This is a genomic window from Bacillus sp. FSL R9-9834 (genome assembly GCF_038006905.1).
GTDB classification, from domain to species: Bacteria; Bacillota; Bacilli; order Bacillales; family Bacillaceae_G; genus Bacillus_A; species Bacillus_A pacificus.
Genome location: NZ_JBBOWD010000001.1, coordinates 252,501 through 270,000, shown reverse-complemented (window position 1 = coordinate 270,000; position 17,500 = coordinate 252,501). Strand labels below are relative to the sequence as shown.

15 protein-coding genes, 2 tRNA genes, 2 rRNA genes and 2 riboswitches (2 of these 21 only partly in view) are annotated in these 17,500 nt (G+C 37.6%); of the genes, 4 read left to right on the top strand and 15 right to left on the bottom strand.

Features of this window, described 5'->3' with window-relative positions; all coding sequences use genetic code 11:
- The 4 genes from ampS to guaA all read right to left on the bottom strand — a co-directional run.
- Positions 1–506, bottom strand: the 5' end (the start) of a protein-coding gene (gene ampS / locus MKY00_RS01550; protein ID WP_016716306.1) for an aminopeptidase AmpS. 1,000 nt of this gene lie to the left of the window's left edge; the window shows 506 of its 1,506 coding nt (coding positions 1–506); it begins with the start codon at positions 504–506; its stop codon lies beyond the left edge, outside the window.
- Complete coding sequence (locus tag MKY00_RS01545) at positions 490–1,191, bottom strand: response regulator transcription factor (protein WP_016716305.1); 702 nt, start codon at positions 1,189–1,191, stop codon at positions 490–492. The genes ampS and MKY00_RS01545 overlap by 17 nt, the downstream gene beginning before the upstream one ends.
- Before the next feature lie 144 nt (positions 1,192–1,335).
- Positions 1,336–2,661, bottom strand: coding sequence for an NCS2 family permease (locus MKY00_RS01540; protein WP_000833093.1), 1,326 nt, complete (start codon positions 2,659–2,661; stop codon positions 1,336–1,338).
- A 127-nt stretch (positions 2,662–2,788) separates the two neighbouring features.
- Positions 2,789–2,890, bottom strand: a riboswitch (purine riboswitch).
- Positions 2,891–3,042: 152 nt separating this feature from the next.
- Positions 3,043–4,581, bottom strand: coding sequence for a glutamine-hydrolyzing GMP synthase (gene guaA, locus MKY00_RS01535; protein WP_000743925.1), 1,539 nt, complete (start codon positions 4,579–4,581; stop codon positions 3,043–3,045).
- A gap of 164 nt (positions 4,582–4,745) precedes the next feature.
- A riboswitch (purine riboswitch) is annotated at positions 4,746–4,847 on the bottom strand.
- A 226-nt stretch (positions 4,848–5,073) separates the two neighbouring features.
- On the opposite strand from guaA, the gene MKY00_RS01530 reads away from it, so the two are divergent.
- Positions 5,074–7,320: a hypothetical protein gene (locus MKY00_RS01530; protein ID WP_016716304.1), complete on the top strand. Its 2,247-nt coding sequence runs from the start codon at positions 5,074–5,076 to the stop codon at positions 7,318–7,320.
- A gap of 142 nt (positions 7,321–7,462) precedes the next feature.
- Here the strand turns inward: MKY00_RS01530 and groL are convergent, their stop codons facing one another.
- Both groL and groES read right to left on the bottom strand, forming a co-directional pair.
- Positions 7,463–9,097 carry a chaperonin GroEL gene (gene groL, locus MKY00_RS01525; protein WP_001029999.1) on the bottom strand — a complete coding sequence of 545 codons (1,635 nt, stop codon included), beginning with the start codon at positions 9,095–9,097 and terminating at the stop codon, positions 7,463–7,465.
- A 38-nt stretch (positions 9,098–9,135) separates the two neighbouring features.
- The gene (gene groES, locus MKY00_RS01520) at positions 9,136–9,420 is read right to left on the bottom strand and encodes a co-chaperone GroES (RefSeq protein ID WP_000917306.1); all 285 of its coding nucleotides are present in this window, start codon (positions 9,418–9,420) and stop codon (positions 9,136–9,138) included.
- Positions 9,421–9,819: 399 nt separating this feature from the next.
- Between groES and MKY00_RS01515 the strand changes: the two genes are divergently transcribed.
- Complete coding sequence (locus MKY00_RS01515) at positions 9,820–10,569, top strand: CPBP family intramembrane glutamic endopeptidase (protein ID WP_000745338.1); 750 nt, start codon at positions 9,820–9,822, stop codon at positions 10,567–10,569.
- On the top strand, positions 10,566–10,757 hold the full coding sequence (locus tag MKY00_RS01510) for a YdiK family protein (RefSeq protein ID WP_001246201.1): 192 nt from the start codon (positions 10,566–10,568) through the stop codon (positions 10,755–10,757). The genes MKY00_RS01515 and MKY00_RS01510 overlap by 4 nt, the downstream gene beginning before the upstream one ends.
- A 29-nt stretch (positions 10,758–10,786) precedes the next feature.
- On the opposite strand, the gene MKY00_RS01505 is transcribed toward MKY00_RS01510, so the two are convergent.
- Positions 10,787–11,416 carry a redox-sensing transcriptional repressor Rex gene (locus MKY00_RS01505; RefSeq protein ID WP_000437705.1) on the bottom strand — a complete coding sequence of 210 codons (630 nt, stop codon included), beginning with the start codon at positions 11,414–11,416 and terminating at the stop codon, positions 10,787–10,789.
- Positions 11,417–11,603: 187 nt separating this feature from the next.
- Between MKY00_RS01505 and MKY00_RS01500 the strand changes: the two genes are divergently transcribed.
- On the top strand, positions 11,604–13,538 hold the full coding sequence (locus MKY00_RS01500) for an ABC-F family ATP-binding cassette domain-containing protein (protein ID WP_208755696.1): 1,935 nt from the start codon (positions 11,604–11,606) through the stop codon (positions 13,536–13,538).
- Between the two features lie 419 nt (positions 13,539–13,957).
- Here the strand turns inward: MKY00_RS01500 and tsaD are convergent, their stop codons facing one another.
- From tsaD to MKY00_RS01460, 8 genes are all read right to left on the bottom strand, one after another.
- Complete coding sequence (gene tsaD / locus MKY00_RS01495; RefSeq protein WP_000414588.1) at positions 13,958–14,974, bottom strand: tRNA (adenosine(37)-N6)-threonylcarbamoyltransferase complex transferase subunit TsaD; 1,017 nt, start codon at positions 14,972–14,974, stop codon at positions 13,958–13,960.
- The gene (gene rimI, locus MKY00_RS01490) at positions 14,974–15,417 is read right to left on the bottom strand and encodes a ribosomal protein S18-alanine N-acetyltransferase (protein WP_000367197.1); all 444 of its coding nucleotides are present in this window, start codon (positions 15,415–15,417) and stop codon (positions 14,974–14,976) included. The genes tsaD and rimI overlap by 1 nt, the downstream gene beginning before the upstream one ends.
- Positions 15,418–15,430: 13 nt before the next feature.
- Positions 15,431–16,123, bottom strand: coding sequence for a tRNA (adenosine(37)-N6)-threonylcarbamoyltransferase complex dimerization subunit type 1 TsaB (tsaB, locus tag MKY00_RS01485; RefSeq protein ID WP_016716302.1), 693 nt, complete (start codon positions 16,121–16,123; stop codon positions 15,431–15,433).
- Positions 16,104–16,577, bottom strand: a complete 474-nt coding sequence (gene tsaE, locus MKY00_RS01480; protein WP_000049631.1) for a tRNA (adenosine(37)-N6)-threonylcarbamoyltransferase complex ATPase subunit type 1 TsaE — start codon at positions 16,575–16,577, stop codon at positions 16,104–16,106. The genes tsaB and tsaE overlap by 20 nt, the downstream gene beginning before the upstream one ends.
- A 174-nt stretch (positions 16,578–16,751) precedes the next feature.
- Positions 16,752–16,827 (bottom strand) — tRNA-Asp (locus MKY00_RS01475).
- Between the two features lie 3 nt (positions 16,828–16,830).
- Positions 16,831–16,907, bottom strand: a tRNA-Met gene (locus tag MKY00_RS01470).
- Between the two features lie 12 nt (positions 16,908–16,919).
- Positions 16,920–17,035 (bottom strand): 5S ribosomal RNA (gene rrf / locus MKY00_RS01465).
- Between the two features lie 49 nt (positions 17,036–17,084).
- Positions 17,085–17,500, bottom strand: a 23S ribosomal RNA gene (locus MKY00_RS01460) (it continues 2,506 nt past the right edge of the window).

Genomic DNA, 17,500 nt, shown 5'->3' with positions numbered 1-17,500 from the left:
GGTGAAAAAGCTATAAATTCTTTTCTCGTATTTTCAAATATATCTTGACCATTTGAATAGTTAATCGCAAATGATGCTGCATTACGAATCGTATTATGCAAATCAATTTGTTCTTCTTGTGCCTGCTTCGTTTTATATACAACTTTACCACTTTCGTCAGTAACCAATATTTTTAAAGCTCTATTTCCTCGCTCTAAATTTTGATTCTCCGTTTCGATCATATTGGATATAGCTTCTAATTTATTTTCATGCACCGAACTATTTGCTGCTCTTTGAGCTTGATAATTAATTTGTTGCATACCAGACCGATAATCGACAGTCGCTTTACGATTCGCATTCTCAAAAAATGGTGCAGCTCCCTTTGCAAAAAAAACTCCTAATAACGCACAAGCAGCGAAAGTAGTAATCAGTTGAATTCTTATACTCTTTCGTACGCTCTTTACTAATTTCTCAATTAATTGTCTTATTTTCCTTATATAAGTAAATGGATTAAATATCTTTTTCAATCTTATACCCCACTCCCCATACTGTTTTTATATATCTAGGCTTCCTTGAATTCTCCTCAATCTTTTCACGTACTTTTCGAATATGCACCATTACAGTATTATCTGACTGAAAAGATCGTTCGTTCCAAACCTTTTCATAAATTTGCTCTGCGCTAAAGACCATACCGGGATTACGGGCTAGTAATTCTAGAATCGAAAATTCCCTTGGGGTCAACTTCACTTCTTCTCCCTCTACAATAACTTTATGGGTCGAGATGTTGATTTTCATCTCTCCAATTTCTAGCTCGTCCTCATTTTGAATAGAAAAACCATTCATTTTCATATAACGGCGTAACTGAGATTTAATCCTTGCGATTAACTCTAACGGATTAAATGGTTTCGTTACGTAATCATCCGCACCCGTTGTTAACCCTAAAATCTTATCCATATCTTGCGTTTTCGCGGAAAGCATAATAATTGGCATTTCTTTTTCTTCCCTTACTTTCATACACATATGAATGCCGTCTACTTTCGGCATCATAATATCTAATACGACTAGATGTACTTCATTTTCTTCTAGTAAACGTAATCCTTCTTCGCCGTCCCCTGCTTGCAATACTTTATATCCTTCATTCTTTAAATAGATTGTAATAAGATTCCTAATTTCTTTTTCATCATCTACGACAAGTATCGTTTCATTTGCCACAATATCTCCCCCATCACTTTTTTAATCCCTAACTTCTATTATAGGAAAACTTCTGAAGAAAAACGCTCGGAAATCCTTAAGATTTTCTGAAGACGCAAAAAAGGTCTAGACTCCCCTTAAGTCTAGACCTTTCAAAAACCCCTTTTATTTACGAACGTAGATGAAATATAGTACGAATAAAACTCCCATAACATACATAATCGGATGAATCTCTTTACGTCGACCACTTACTACCATTGTAATTGGATAGAAGATAAACCCGATCGCAATTCCTGTTGCGATACTATACGTAAGTGGCATTGAGATAATTGTAAAGAATGCTGGTACTGCAATCTCGAATTTCTTCCAATCAATTTCTCCTAAGGAAGAAACCATCAAGATTCCTACAATAATTAATGCTGGTGCCGTTACAGCTGGTGTTACAACACTTAGTAATGGCGAGAAGAATAGTGCCAGCAAGAAGAATCCTGCTGTTACAACTGCTGTAAATCCAGAACGTCCACCTGCCGCTACCCCTGCAGAAGATTCAATGTAAGACGTTGTTGTTGATGTACCTAGGATTGCACCAATTACAGTTGCAATCGCATCTGCAAATAACGCTTTTCCTGCACGTGGTAATTTATTGTTCTTCATTAATCCTGCTTGATTCGCAACCGCTACAAGCGTACCTGCTGTATCAAAGAAATCGATAAAGAAGAACGTTATAATAACAATCCCCATTTGAACAGTGAAAATATCTCCAAAGTGCGTTAACGCCGCACCGAACGTTGGTTCTAAACTCGGTATTGCTCCCACTACCGCTTTCGGAGTATCAATTAATCCGGTTGCTACTCCTAAGATTGCCGTAAGAATCATACCGTAAAATACTGCACCATTAACTTTCTTAATCATGAAGATAATGGTCGTAACAACTCCGAAAATTGCTAGTAACGTTGTGCCCTTTGTTAAGTCCCCCAACCCAACAAGAACAGCATCATTTTTCACGATAATTCCGGCATTTTGGAATCCAAGGAAAGCAATGAATAATCCAATACCTGCCGCTACTGCAAACTTTAACTCCGATGGAATTGCATTAATGATTTTTTCACGAATACCTGAAGCAGTAAGAATAATAAAGATAATACCTGACATTAACGTTCCAGCAATTGCCGTTTGCCATGGAATACCCATCGTTAACACTGCTGTATAAGCAAAGAACGCGTTAATTCCCATACCTGGCGCTAAAGCAATTGGATACTTCGCGAAAATACCCATAATTAACGAACCAATCGCTGCTGCTAATGCTGTAGCAACGAATACTGCACCTGGATCCATTCCTGTACCTGCCGGTAATCCTTTAACATTTCCAAGTGACAGCGTAGCAGGATTGACAAATAGTACGTAAGCCATAGATAAAAATGTCGTTAAACCTGCTATGAACTCTGTTTTGTAATTCGTGCCGAGTTCATCAAACTGAAAATAGCGTTTCATCTTACGTTTCCCCCGTTATATGATTACTCGCCGTAATCCCCTAGCCCTCTTTTATCTATTAAAAATAAAAAAGGCTTCCATTGCATATACATGGAAGCGTTCTATGAATAAAGATAAGATTCCCCTCACCTTTATAAAAACGCCTCGTAGTCAAGCCATTTACGGTAGCTAGGTAGAAACTTTCGGGCCATATCCCCGATATTATACGACGGCATAATATTCACTTTTCGTTTGAATTACATACTCATATTAACTCGACGAAGTAGTTTTGTCAATTTAAAAACGAACATTTTTTATAAACATTTATAGTTTCGTTCGTATTAACCCTAAAATAAAAAGATCCATCTATACATAAGTAATAGATGGACCTTTTTATAAATACTATTCCCACTCAATCGTTGCTGGTGGCTTACTCGTTACGTCATACACGATACGGTTAACGTGTTTTACTTCGTTTACGATACGTACAGAGATTTTCTCTAATACGTCCCAAGGGATACGTGCCCAGTCAGCTGTCATGCCGTCGATAGATGTTACCGCGCGGATACCTACTGTGTAATCGTACGTACGCTCGTCACCCATAACACCTACGCTACGCATACCAGGAAGCGCAGTGAAGTATTGCCAGATTTCGCGATCTAAGCCAGCTTTAATAATTTCTTCACGTAAAATCGCATCAGATTCACGAACGATTTCTAATTTCTCTTCTGTGATTTCACCTAGTACACGAATACCAAGACCAGGACCTGGGAATGGTTGACGCCATACGATTTCATCAGGAATTCCTAGTTCAGATCCTAATACACGTACTTCATCTTTAAATAACGTGTTTAAAGGCTCAATTAATTTGAACTGCATGTCTTCTGGAAGTCCACCAACGTTATGGTGAGATTTAATTGTTTGCGCAGTTGCTGTACCACTTTCAACGATATCTGTGTACAGTGTACCTTGTGCTAAGAAGTCCATTCCTTCTAATTTAGAAGCTTCATCATCAAATACGTAAATGAATTCGTTACCGATGATTTTACGTTTTTGTTCTGGATCTTCTACACCTTTTAACTTGTTCATGAAGCGTTCTTTTGCATCCACTTTAATAACGTTCATATGGAAGCCTTCGCTAAATGTTTTCATAACGCCTTCTGCTTCGCCTTTACGAAGTAAACCGTGGTCAACGAAAATACATGTTAATTGATCACCGATTGCTTTATGAATTAATACTGCTACAACAGAAGAGTCTACACCACCGCTAAGTGCGCATAGAACTTTTTTGTCTCCAACAGTTTCACGAATCTTTTCTAATTCTACTTCAATAAAGTTCTCCATGTTCCATCCTTCAGAACAACCACATACGCCGAATACGAAGTTTTTAATTAAATCGTTACCGTGCTCAGAGTGACGTACTTCTGGGTGGAATTGTACACCGTATAAGTTTTTCGCTTCATTGCTCATACCAGCAATTGGGCAAGACTCACTTGTTGCATCTACTACGAATCCTTCAGGTAAACCAGTTACTAAGTCACCATGGCTCATCCATACAACTTGCTCTTCTGGAAGGTTCGCATATAATTTTGATTCGTTCTCTACTTTAAGAACCGCTTTTCCGTACTCACGGTGGTTTGCACGTTCTACTTTACCACCGAATTTTTGTGTCATAAGCTGCATACCGTAACAAATACCGAAGATCGGTAATCCTAGGTCAAAGATTTTTTCATCACAATGTAATGCACCTTCACCATATACACTATTCGGTCCACCAGAGAAAATAATCCCTTTTGGATTTATTTCTTTAATTTCTTCTGCAGTAATTGTATGCGGATGAAGTTCACTGTATACACCGAACTCACGAATTCGACGTGCTATTAACTGATTGTATTGACTTCCAAAATCTAAAACGATAATTGTATCGTGTTGCTTCTTCAAAATAATCACCCCAACGTTAGTTCTCGTATATAAATATTTTCACCAATTAGGCGAAAAGCATTACCAATATAATAAAAAAAGCCAGTCCTCCGCCTCTAGTCTCATAACAAAGAAAAGGCAGGGGTCTGGCTTTATAAAGAAAGATAGTCTCCGCTCTTTATAAATATAAGACACACTGCCTTCATAGTCAGGTTGTTTACGGTAACCCGGTAGAGACTCTCAAACCATATCTTTGAGGATATATGAAGGATCGTTTTATATTATCTTCCTAGATTCTAACAATGAAGTATCAATATGGTCAAGAGAGAAAGCGACAAAATTCTACAGAAATTCATTTCCACCTTTAATAAAGAAGAAAAAATACCAATTTTATATACTACCTATGAAATTTAACACCTTACAAAATAAACCAATAATTAGTTGTTATCAATTCAATATCGATGTAACATATTATTTGTAAAATTAAATATATATTCTATCGGAGGAGTAAATATGGATCACTTACCAGTCTACACTTTAGATTTAGAAACAAGATTAAAAGTAGATAGTATCGCTTTCAACGATGAAAACTTCGAAAAATCCGATTTTGAAATCAAAGCTTTCTCAGAATTTCAAACCAACCTTGAACAAGAATTTAAATGTACTGAGAATAAATTAAAAGATGAAAATCACAGTATTGAGTTACTAAAATTAGAGCGAGATATAACTGCGATTATGGTTTTAATAAACCGTATACAATCTCATTTATCATTTAGTGCTGTTACGGATATTCCATATAATAGTGACATTGAAAAGAACTTTACCATTTATGACATGGCATTACGATATCGCTATGCTTTAGGACTATATGATACCGATGAATCATTTTCATCTTATTATGATAGAAAAACAGCGGAATTTATCAGTTATAAACTTAAATTTCAGCCTAATTACAAATTACCTTCCTTAGTATTTCCTTATGACACTATACCTGATGATTCTAAAAGATGTTATACAGATGAACTCATTCATCGTTTAAATGAGTTATCTAACAATAATGAGCGTTTCACAATTGTAAATGACCAAATACAAGCCCAATTATCAAGAATAAAACTACCGACAAAGTACGATTGGAGTGTATTTACACCTAAATGGAAATTAGGGTATATGGAACAACAAGCTATACAAGCAGAAGTCATCATGCATTTTAAAAATGAGTTACGCAATTCTATTTTATACAAAGCTGATTGGGTGCAACAAACATGCATCGATGCCTTATACATTATGTATCACCACAATTTAGTCTCTAGTAATATTGATATCGACTTTAATTTAGCTGATTTACCCAACCTAGATTATATAGATGCTAACTTCATACATACTGGAATACTTGGATCTAGCATTCCAGGGATCGCAGACCATTACGCTACAGACATTCGTATGCTCGGAACTAGGGGTCACGGTATTGCCGCGGAACACGCTAACCATATAATAGATAAAGGGCTGCTTAAAGATGCCCAAATCTTAGGCGATGATAATGTTAAAAATGGTGCAGATCGCTTAGTTGATAACAGTTATATCCAAACAAAGTATTGCAAAACAGGTGGTAAAAGTGTCGGAGAATGTTTCGAAAACGGAAAATTCCGTTATATACAAGATGGAAAGCCTATGCAAATTGAAGTCCCAAAAGATCAATATGAGTCAGCTATCCAATCCATGCAAGAGCGCATTAAGCGTGGAGAAATGCGAAATGCCGGCATAACCGATCCAAATGACGCTGAAAAAATCATAAAAAAAGGACATGTAACTTATAAAACTGCTCAAAGAATTGCTAAAGCGGGGACTATTGAAGGGATTACTTATGATGCCGCTCAAGGAGCCATATTGGGTGCAACAGCCTTTGGTATTTCAGCCGTATTATCGTTCTCTCAAAGCATTTGGCGCGGGGAAGATACAGATGAAGCTCTTAATAATGCATTAAAAGATGGGTCATCCATTTTTGGGAAACAAATGATACAGTATATAGCAACAAAACAAATTGGACGAACAGCCGTGGAAAGAAGTTTAAGACCCACAACAGATTATGTAGTAAAAAATGTGTTAGGAAGTAAAACTTCCGCCCAAATAGTAAATACTTTCTTCCGGACAGCAGGTCAATCTCAAATTCACGGTGCCGCTGCAATGAATCAGCTTTCTAAATTAATGCGTGGAAATATGGTGGCTATGGCTATTTCAACTGTCATTTTATCTAGTGGGAGCATTTTAGATGTAATTAACGGTAAGATATCTGGCAGTCAACTATTCAAGAATATCGGAGCCACTAGCGGAGGAGTCGGTGGTGCTGCAATCGGTGCGACACTAGGGTCAGCCGTTCCAGTAGTGGGGACATTTATCGGCGGAATGATTGGTGGTTTTATCGGAGGAGCACTATCTAAAAAAGCCCTTGATGCAGTAATAGATGATGATGCCGTACACACCATCGAAATTCTCAAAGGACAGTTTATGGAAAATATAGAGGGCTTGCAACTAGATAGGGATGAACTCAATTTTATTGCAGGTAAAGTTTTCTCCCCTAAAGAGTTACCCAACCACTTAAAAAGTATTTACGCGGCATCAAACTCCTCAGAATACATCGAGGATTGGTTAGATCCATATATTAACGCTGTTTTAAAAGCGAGACCTCACATTGGTCCGATTGATAGTATGGTTTACTCACAACAGCAATTCGCCCTTACAACCTCAGTTACTGTTCAAAGCTGATTTGCCTAGTTAAAGCCTATGCAATTGTAATAGTTCAAAAAAGACCACCTCTTATATATTCTAAGAAAGTGGTCTTTTTGTTATAAAACTATTCTCATTTTGGGCGAAAAACGGACTTAACCATTTCTCAAATGAGGGTAGATTACATCATTCCGCCCATACCGCCCATGCCCATGCCGCCCATGTCAGGCATTGCTGGTGCATTTGGTTCTGGTTTGTCAGCTACTACAGCTTCAGTTGTTAAGAACATAGCTGCAACAGATGCTGCGTTTTGAAGTGCAGAGCGAGTTACTTTAGCTGGATCTACGATACCAGTTTCAAGCATGTTAACCCACTCGCCAGTAGCTGCGTTGAAACCAACGCCTACTTTTTCGCCTTTTAGACGCTCTACAACTACAGATCCTTCTAGACCAGCGTTGATTGCGATTTGGCGAACTGGCTCTTCTAGTGCACGAAGTACGATGTTAATACCTGTTGCTTCGTCGCCTTCAGCTACGATAGAAGCTACTTTTGTGTATACGTTCATAAGTGAAGTACCACCACCTGCAACGATACCTTCTTCTACTGCTGCACGAGTTGAGTTAAGTGCATCTTCAATGCGAAGTTTACGCTCTTTTAACTCAGTTTCAGTTGCTGCACCTACTTTAATTACTGCTACGCCACCTGCAAGTTTTGCAAGACGCTCTTGTAATTTTTCACGATCGAATTCAGAAGTTGTTTCTTCTAATTGCGCACGGATTTGACCGATGCGAGCTTCGATTTGTTCTGTGCTTCCTACACCTTCAACTACAGTTGTGTTTTCTTTCGTTACAACAACTTTACCAGCGCGTCCTAAAGATTCAACTGTAGCAGATTTTAAGTCACGGCCTAATTCTTCAGTGATTACTTCGCCACCAGTTAAGATTGCGATATCTTCTAGCATTGCTTTACGACGGTCACCAAATCCAGGAGCTTTAACAGCTACTACATTGAATGTACCACGAAGTTTGTTCACTACTAATGTAGCTAATGCTTCGCCTTCTACATCTTCAGCAATGATAAGAAGTGGTTTACCTTGTTGTACAACTTGCTCTAATACTGGTAAGATTTCTTGAATGTTAGAAATCTTTTTGTCAGTGATTAAGATGTATGGGTTATCAAGAACTGCTTCCATTTTGTCAGAATCAGTAATCATGTAAGGAGATGCATATCCACGATCAAATTGCATACCTTCTACTACGTCTAATTCTGTTGTGAAACCTTTAGATTCTTCTAAAGTAATAACGCCGTCGTTACCAACGCGCTCCATTGCTTCAGCGATTAATTGACCTACTTCTTCGTCAGCAGCAGAAATAGCAGCTACTTGTGCGATAGAAGATTTACCTTCGATTGGTTTAGAAATCGTTTTTAATTCTTCTACTGCAGCAACTACAGCTTTTTCGATACCTTTACGAAGACCCATTGGGTTCGCACCAGCTGTTACGTTTTTAAGACCTTCACGAATCATAGCTTGCGCTAATACAGTTGCAGTTGTTGTTCCGTCACCAGCTACATCATTTGTTTTGCTAGCAACTTCTGCTACTAATTTCGCACCCATGTTTTCGAATGCATCTTCTAATTCAATTTCTTTTGCGATTGTTACACCGTCATTTGTAATAAGTGGTGAACCGAATTTTTTCTCAAGAACAACGTTACGACCTTTTGGTCCAAGCGTTACTTTTACTGCGTTTGCAAGAGTGTCGACACCGCGAAGCATCGAACGACGTGCTTCTTCACTAAATTTAATATCTTTTGCCATAATAATTGACCCCCTTGGATTTTTTAAGATTTATATAATTAACCGATAACTGCTAAAATGTCACTTTCACGTAAAATCAAGTAGTCTGTACCTTCATATTTCACTTCAGTACCTGCATATTTTGAGAAGATGATAAGATCACCTGCTGCTACCTCTAAAGCAACACGCTCACCATTTTCAAGCACTCGACCAGTACCTACTGCAATAACTTTACCCTCTTGTGGTTTTTCTTTTGCTGTGTCTGGTAATACAATACCACTTGCTGTTTTTTCTTCCGCTTGAACAAGCTCAATTACAACGCGATCACCTAATGGCTTTAGCATGAACAATAACCTCCTCATTTTGTTATGTAAATTTTATTTATTAGCACTCAGGTCACCCGAGTGCTAACACACTTATAATAATAAATAATCTCAATTTCTTTTGCAAGTAAAAAAATCATAATTTTTTCGCAAATTACGCTATAAACTTTTCTATATAGAGTTCCTCTTCTTCTACCTTTACCATATGAATCGTTGTTTCCGCTACTCGTATGTTACAATATGAAGGGACACCCTAAGTTGTTTTCGCTACACATACAACTTTCTCCTGTCTTCTATTATAATTTCAAATAAGGATTTACGAAAAAAACATAATTCAAGAGGTTTATATCGTAGGTAGCATATGTACATGTTATCCTACCTTATCTCATACACTAGAGTTAGAAAGGATGGTTAAACCATTTGAAAAAACAATATTGGTGGGTTATCGTTACATACATCTTAATGCAGTTATCATCAATTGCTGGATTACCACTTCTCCTGAAAACTGGACTTTATGATAACAGGGGATTTACTAGGGAAGAGAAATTTCAACTTATAACTGGTCACTGGGCAATCATTAGCTTCTTTATTGCATTATGTATCGTACTTTGGTTACTTAGAACAGATATTCGTGATAGACATTTAGATAAAACGCGTTCTACTGTTCCAGCTACAATTGGTTGGATTTTTATCGGTTTCTTCTTAGCATTTTTCTCGCAAAGTATTGCTGGTATGATTGAAATGTATGTATTAGGTATTAAACCTGGATCTGAAAATACAGCAAGGCTTATGGATATCGCAAGAACTACTCCTTGGTTCCTTATCGTCATCTCTATAATAGGACCTATTTTGGAAGAAATCGTATTTAGAAAGATTTTATTTGGTACACTTTATAAGAAGTTTAACTTCTTTATTGCCGCTATCATTAGTTCCCTTGTATTTGCGGCGATTCATTTTGATTTTACTCACTTATTGGTATACACTGCTATGGGTCTCGTATTCGCCTTCTTATATGTAAAAACGAAGCGTATTATCGTTCCCATTGCAGCTCATGTTGCAATGAATACATTAGTTGCAATTGCCCAAGTTTTAGTGAGTAACGAACAAATTCAGGAAATGATTAAAGAAGCTGAAAAAATGCAAGGCTTTATCGGAGGATTTTTAGTATGAGAAACTCACCATTGTTCATGGCTGCATTGTACTTCCTTCTAGGATGTATCTTTACACGCTTCGCCATTACGAACGTAACAGATACAATTTGGAATATGTGGACAATACTATTTGCAGTTATGGCAACGATTGATTTTAATTTGGCACTTCGCCTCATCTTAGTTAAATTTACAAAGAAAAAACAATAATAAAACGCAGAGGTCGCTTCCTCTGCGTTTTATTGTGGATAATTCTTCAAAAAGTAAACGAGTGTTTGTAACTCTACTGCTAAATCAATATGATGAATTCTTATATTTTCCGACACATTTAAGCGCGCTGGTGTAAAATTCAAAATACCATGCACGTTTGTTTCTGCCAATCTATCGGCTACAGATTGCGCTACTGTAGCGGGTACTGTTAATATTGCCACTTGTATATCAGTTGATAAACGTTCTTCTAATTCATCTAAGTGATATACAGGAATGCCTCCGATTTCTGTTCCAACTTTCTCTTCACTAACATCAAACGCCATTTCAATTTTTGTATTATTGTTTTTCGTGAAATTATAATGTAAGAAAGCGGTCCCTAAATTACCTACTCCAATAAGCGCTACACGTGTTATATCATCTTGGTCGAGTGTTTCACGGAAAAATGATAATAAATAATTTACGTTATATCCATATCCTTTTTTTCCTAATGCTCCAAAGTATGAGAAATCTCTTCGAATCGTTGCGGAATCAACCTTGACCGCTTCACTTAATTCGGCTGATGAAACACGTTGCTTACCAGACAAAGATAAGTTTTGGATAAATCGATAGTATAGAGGCAATCTCTTAGCAGTGGCTTGTGGAATTTTCTGCTGCTCCATATAACCTCTCCTCTCTTCCTATCTTTATTCATATGCTTTAATCAAATACAGAAGTTTAGCACTTATTAAATTCCTTGTATAATAGAAAGAAGAAGTATTCTCTCTGTATTTTAAACTATACACTATTTTTAGTATGATTGAGAAATATAAACATGGCAAAGTTAAGAAATTATTTGAGGTGAAAACATTGATTTTATTACAAGTAAACGCGCTTTCGAAATTATACGGTGCAGAAACGATTCTTGCAAACATAAAATTGGAAGTTCAAACGAAAGATCGTATCGCATTAGTCGGGCGAAATGGAGCCGGAAAATCTACATTATTAAAAATAATAGCGGGTGAGCTATCTCATGATGGTGGAGAAATTATAAAACCGAAAGATGTCTCAATTGGATATCTAGCTCAAAATACCGGTTTAGAAACGTCTTTAACAATTTGGGATGAAATGTTAACCGTCTTTACACACTTGCAGCAAATGGAGACAAAACTTCGAAGGCTAGAGCAAGAGATGGGAAAAGAAGAAAACTTTTCAAACGAGGCTACATATGAAAGATTATTAGCTGATTATGACCAATTACAATTAGATTATAAAGATCAAGGTGGCTATCAGTACGAAGCAGATATCCGTTCGATTTTAAGTGGTCTTGGCTTCCCAGTTGAAACGCACCAAACGACGATTTCCACATTAAGCGGTGGACAAAAAACACGATTAGCTCTCGGTAAATTATTATTAACGAAACCAGACCTCCTTATTTTGGACGAGCCTACAAACCATTTAGACATCGAAACATTAACATGGCTTGAACAATATTTACAAGGTTATCCTGGCGCAATATTAATCGTTTCCCACGACCGTTATTTCTTAGATAAACTTGTTACACAAGTATATGAAATTTCGAATAAAGAAAGTAGACGATTTGTTGGTAACTACAGTAAATATTTAGACTTAAAATCAGCACTATACGAGCAAGAAATGAAACGTTATGAAAAACAACAAGATGAAATCGCTAAGCTAGAGGACTTCGTTCAAAAAAATATAGCTCGTGCATCTACGACAAAACGTGCACAAAGCCGTCGTAAACAATTAGACCGTATGGAACTATTAACAAGACCATTAGGTGACTCTAAGTCAGCTTCCTTCCACTTCGATATCGAAAAACAAAGCGGAAATGATGTGTTACAAGTAAAGGATGCAACTATCGGCTATGATAAGGATCCAATTATTGAGCATGTAACAATGCGCTTAACTCGCGGAGATAGCGTTGCTTTAGTTGGTCCAAATGGAATTGGGAAATCCACATTATTAAAATCAATTGTGAATAAGTTACCACTACTACATGGTGATGTTTCTTTCGGATCCAATGTATCTGTTGGTTACTATGATCAAGAACAAGCCAATTTAACATCTTCTAAGCGTGTTTTAAATGAGTTATGGGATGAATATCCACTGCAACCCGAAAAAGAAATCCGCACGATACTAGGTAACTTCTTATTCACAGGAGATGATGTACTAAAACCAGTATCATCTCTTAGTGGTGGACAAAAAGCTCGATTAGCTCTCGCAAAACTTATGATGCAAAAATCGAATTTATTAATTCTCGATGAGCCTACAAACCATCTTGATTTAAATAGTAAAGAGATTTTGGAGAATGCTTTAATTGATTATCCTGGTACCCTTCTCTTTGTATCTCATGACCGCTACTTTATTAATCGTGTAACGACGACCGTTGTTGAGTTATCAACAGAAGGTGCACAGGAATATTTAGGGGACTACGATTACTACGTTGAAAAGAAAAATGAGATGATTGAACGTGCTGAATTTGAACAACAAGAACAGCAAGAAAATCAGACACCTGTTCAAAAAACTGTAGCTCCAGAAAAATTAAATTATCTCGAAGAAAAAGAGCGCAAAAAGTTGGAGCGTCAACGTACTCGAAAAATTGAGGAACTAGAACAAAATATTGTACAATTTGAAGAAGAAATTGCTACGTTAGAAGATCAACTTTGCTTACCAGAAATATATGCAGATTATGAAAAGGCTAGTGAAATTACAACGAAAAAGCAAACACTACAAGAACAACTTGATGCTTGTATGGCAGAATGGGAAGAATTGCATTTATAAGAGTATAAATAAGAAGGATGTCTCATCAGTCGGGATTTTTGACGATGAGACATCCTTCTTATCTTCTAGCCATGGTCAACCTCTATTGCATAAGCAATTCGACACGAGGTATCGATTTGCCGACAAAGTTTGACAATATTAGCCCCCCTTATAATAAGGGCATATTTCAAAATGTTTTTTAGAGATACCTTCTTCGTTTTTATTTCCCGAAAAAGGATAGATTCAAAGGTCAGACTTCATCTATTTTATCCACAATTTTATACACATATCCACCTTTATAAAATAAACATCTAAATAACTTTTCCACATTATCCACAATCAACAAAAAAGTTATCAACATTTTATATACACAATAAAACCCACATTATCAACAGATAATATGGGTTTTATCCACAAGCTGTGGTTAATTTTGTGTATAACTATGCTTCAATATCTAATCCTGGATTTGCATTTAAAGCTAATGTAGCACGTTTTCCTTGTTCATACGCAATTGTACCTGCCGCCGCAATCATAGCTGCATTATCTGTACATAAAGATAGAGGAGGAATAATTAGTTCTACATTTTCTTTTTGTGCAAACTCTGCTTCTAAACGTGCACGAAGCCCTTTATTCGCAGCAACTCCACCAGCAAGAAGCACTTGCTTTACGTTATAAGCATCCGCTGCACGAGATGCTTTCGTTACTAATACGTCAATTACACTCTCTTGGAAACTTGCTGCTAAATCTTCCGGTGCAATTTCTATCCCGCGTTGTTTTGCGTTATGCACAGTGTTGATAACTGCTGATTTCAATCCACTAAAACTGAAATCATACGAATCAGGTTCTAGCCATGCACGAGGTAAATCAATTGTTGGTTCCCCTTCATGTGCAAGACGATCAATATGAGGGCCACCTGGATATGGCATAGATAACGTACGAGCTACTTTATCATATGCCTCCCCTGCTGCATCATCTCGCGTTTCACCAATTACTTCAAATGAACCATGTTCTTTCATATAAACAAGCTCTGTATGTCCACCAGATACAACAAGTGATAGTAATGGGAATTGAACTTCTTTTACTAAGCGGTTCGCATAAATGTGGCCAGCGATATGATGAACACCAACTAGGGGGATATCATGTGCAAATGCCACTGCTTTCGCTGCGTTCACCCCTATTAGAAGCGCTCCTACTAAACCAGGTCCTTCTGTGACAGCAATTGCATCAATATCATCAAATGTGATATTCGCTTCTTTTAACGCTTCTTCTAATACAACTGTAATTTCTTCTACATGATGACGGGACGCAATCTCTGGTACAACTCCGCCAAAACGTTTATGACTTTCAATTTGTGATGCAACAACATTCGCAATAATTTCCGTTCCATTTTTAACAACCGCTACTGCTGTTTCATCACAACTTGTTTCAATACCAAGTATAATCGTATTTTTTTCCATTATATATTCACCCACATTACGAGACCATCTTCCTGATTGTCTGCATAGTATCGTTTACGAATTCCACCATTTTGAAATCCGTATTTTCTGTATAACTGTTTTGCTACTTCATTTGATACACGTACTTCAAGTGTCATCGTTTTTACACCTAGAGTTTTCGCCTCGGAAATAACTTCTTTTAATAAAGCATCTCCTAGCTTTTGACCTCTGTATTCTGGCAAAATAGCTATATTTGTTATATGTGATTCATCAATAATTATCCACAATCCACAATACCCAATTACACGACCATCTTTTTCTAGCACAACATAATGTGCATGTTCATTCATCGTTAACTCACGGTGAAAGGCATCTGCAGTCCAAGGAGTTGAAAAAGATGCTTCTTCAATGGCTACAATTTGAGCAATATCATCAAGTTCCATCTTTCTAAATATCATATCCATCCTCTGCAAGCTCCTACTTGTTTTGACTTTCTAACCACTTTGTTTCAGCTTCAGCTAAACGAAGGTAACTAGGAACAAATGAATGTACATCCTGTTCTTCTTTTTGTAATCCTAAGAACGCTAGCTCACTTGGTCTTGGGTTATTTTTAGTGAAAGGAGCAAAGACAGCTTGATTGCCTAAATGTTCGATAATTGTTTCTTTGTGTAGTTTCACATCGTTACCAATAAATAAAACAGGCTTTCCTTTATCTTTTAACATTTGCAACCAGTCTACAATAAGGATGATTCGGTCTTCCTCTATAGAAGTTAAATCCTCTCCTTCATATGTATATAAGCCAGTATAAATTTGTCCACGTCTTCCATCGAATAAAGGACAGATTAACCCATCAAAATTAGCTCCGTTTGCAGCCACTACTTCTAAACTTGATACACCTACAATTGGTATTTGAAGTGACCAAGCTAATGTTTTGGCAGCTGTCACACCTATACGAACACCTGTATATGACCCTGGTCCAGCAGCTGCAACTATTTTAGTTAATTCTTTTGGTTTTACACCGCATTCTTTTAACAGTTGTTCTACAGCTGGCATAAGACGCACAGAATGATTTTTTGTTAAATTTGTAATGATTTCCCCAATTACGTTTCCTTCTTCAATAAGGGATACACCCATTACATAATTTGAAGTATCAATTGCTAGTACTTTCATCTTGTAATAGCTCCTCACATAATCTAATATAGCGATCTCCAATCGGCTCGAGTACAATGTTTCTTGTGTCATCTCCAGCATGGAATAAACTAATTTGTAGCTTCTCATTTGGTAAATATGCTTCTATTAAATGAGCCCATTCTACTACCGTAATTCCTTCACCGTAGAAATACTCATCAAAACCTAAGTCTTCTTCACTTTCTGCTAAGCGATACACGTCCATATGATATAGCGGTAATCTCCCTTTATATTCTTTAATAATATTAAAGGTAGGGCTATTTACAACTCTTTTCACTCCAAGACCTTTTGCTAGTCCCTTTGTAAAAGTCGTCTTACCAGCCCCTAGATCTCCTTCTAAAATAATTACATCTTGTGCCTGAGCAAGTTCACCAAGTTTTTCTGATAATCTTTGTGTTTCCTCAGATGATTTTGTTGTTATTTCATATTTACTCACAGACTTCACCTACTTTACTCACAATGTTCTCTGCTCTTTATTATACAGGTTTTGAATATATAAAAAAGTCCTTAGGAGTTTTCCTAAGGATAGTTTGACTGTCTTTATTAGTTTTTTGTTAAAACAAATAAAAAAATACGAAACAACATGTTTCGTTCTTTTCTTTATATAAAATGGCGGTCCCGACCGGGGTCGAACCGGCGATCTCCTGCGTGACAGGCAGGCATGTTAACCACTACACCACGGGACCATTTGGTTGCGGGGACAGGATTTGAACCTGCGACCTTCGGGTTATGAGCCCGACGAGCTACCGTGCTGCTCCACCCCGCGATGATATAAATAGCTTGGCGACGTCCTACTCTCACAGGGACAAGGTCCCAACTACCATCGGCGCTAGAGAGCTTAACTTCCGTGTTCGGTATGGGAACGGGTGTGACCTCTCTGCCATCATCACCAAACTATGAAGGCATATTCCTTCAAAACTAGATAACATTTGCTACATATTATATGGTTAAGTCCTCGATCTATTAGTATTCGTCAGCTCCACATGTCACCATGCTTCCACCTCGAACCTATCAACCTGATCATCTTTCAGGGATCTTACTAGCTTACGCTATGGGAAATCTCATCTTGAGGGGGGCTTCATGCTTAGATGCTTTCAGCACTTATCCCTTCCGCACATAGCTACCCAGCTATGCCCTTGGCAGAACAACTGGTACACCAGCGGTGCGTCCATCCCGGTCCTCTCGTACTAAGGACAGCTCCTCTCAAATTTCCTACGCCCACGACGGATAGGGACCGAACTGTCTCACGACGTTCTGAACCCAGCTCGCGTACCGCTTTAATGGGCGAACAGCCCAACCCTTGGGACCGACTACAGCCCCAGGATGCGATGAGCCGACATCGAGGTGCCAAACCTCCCC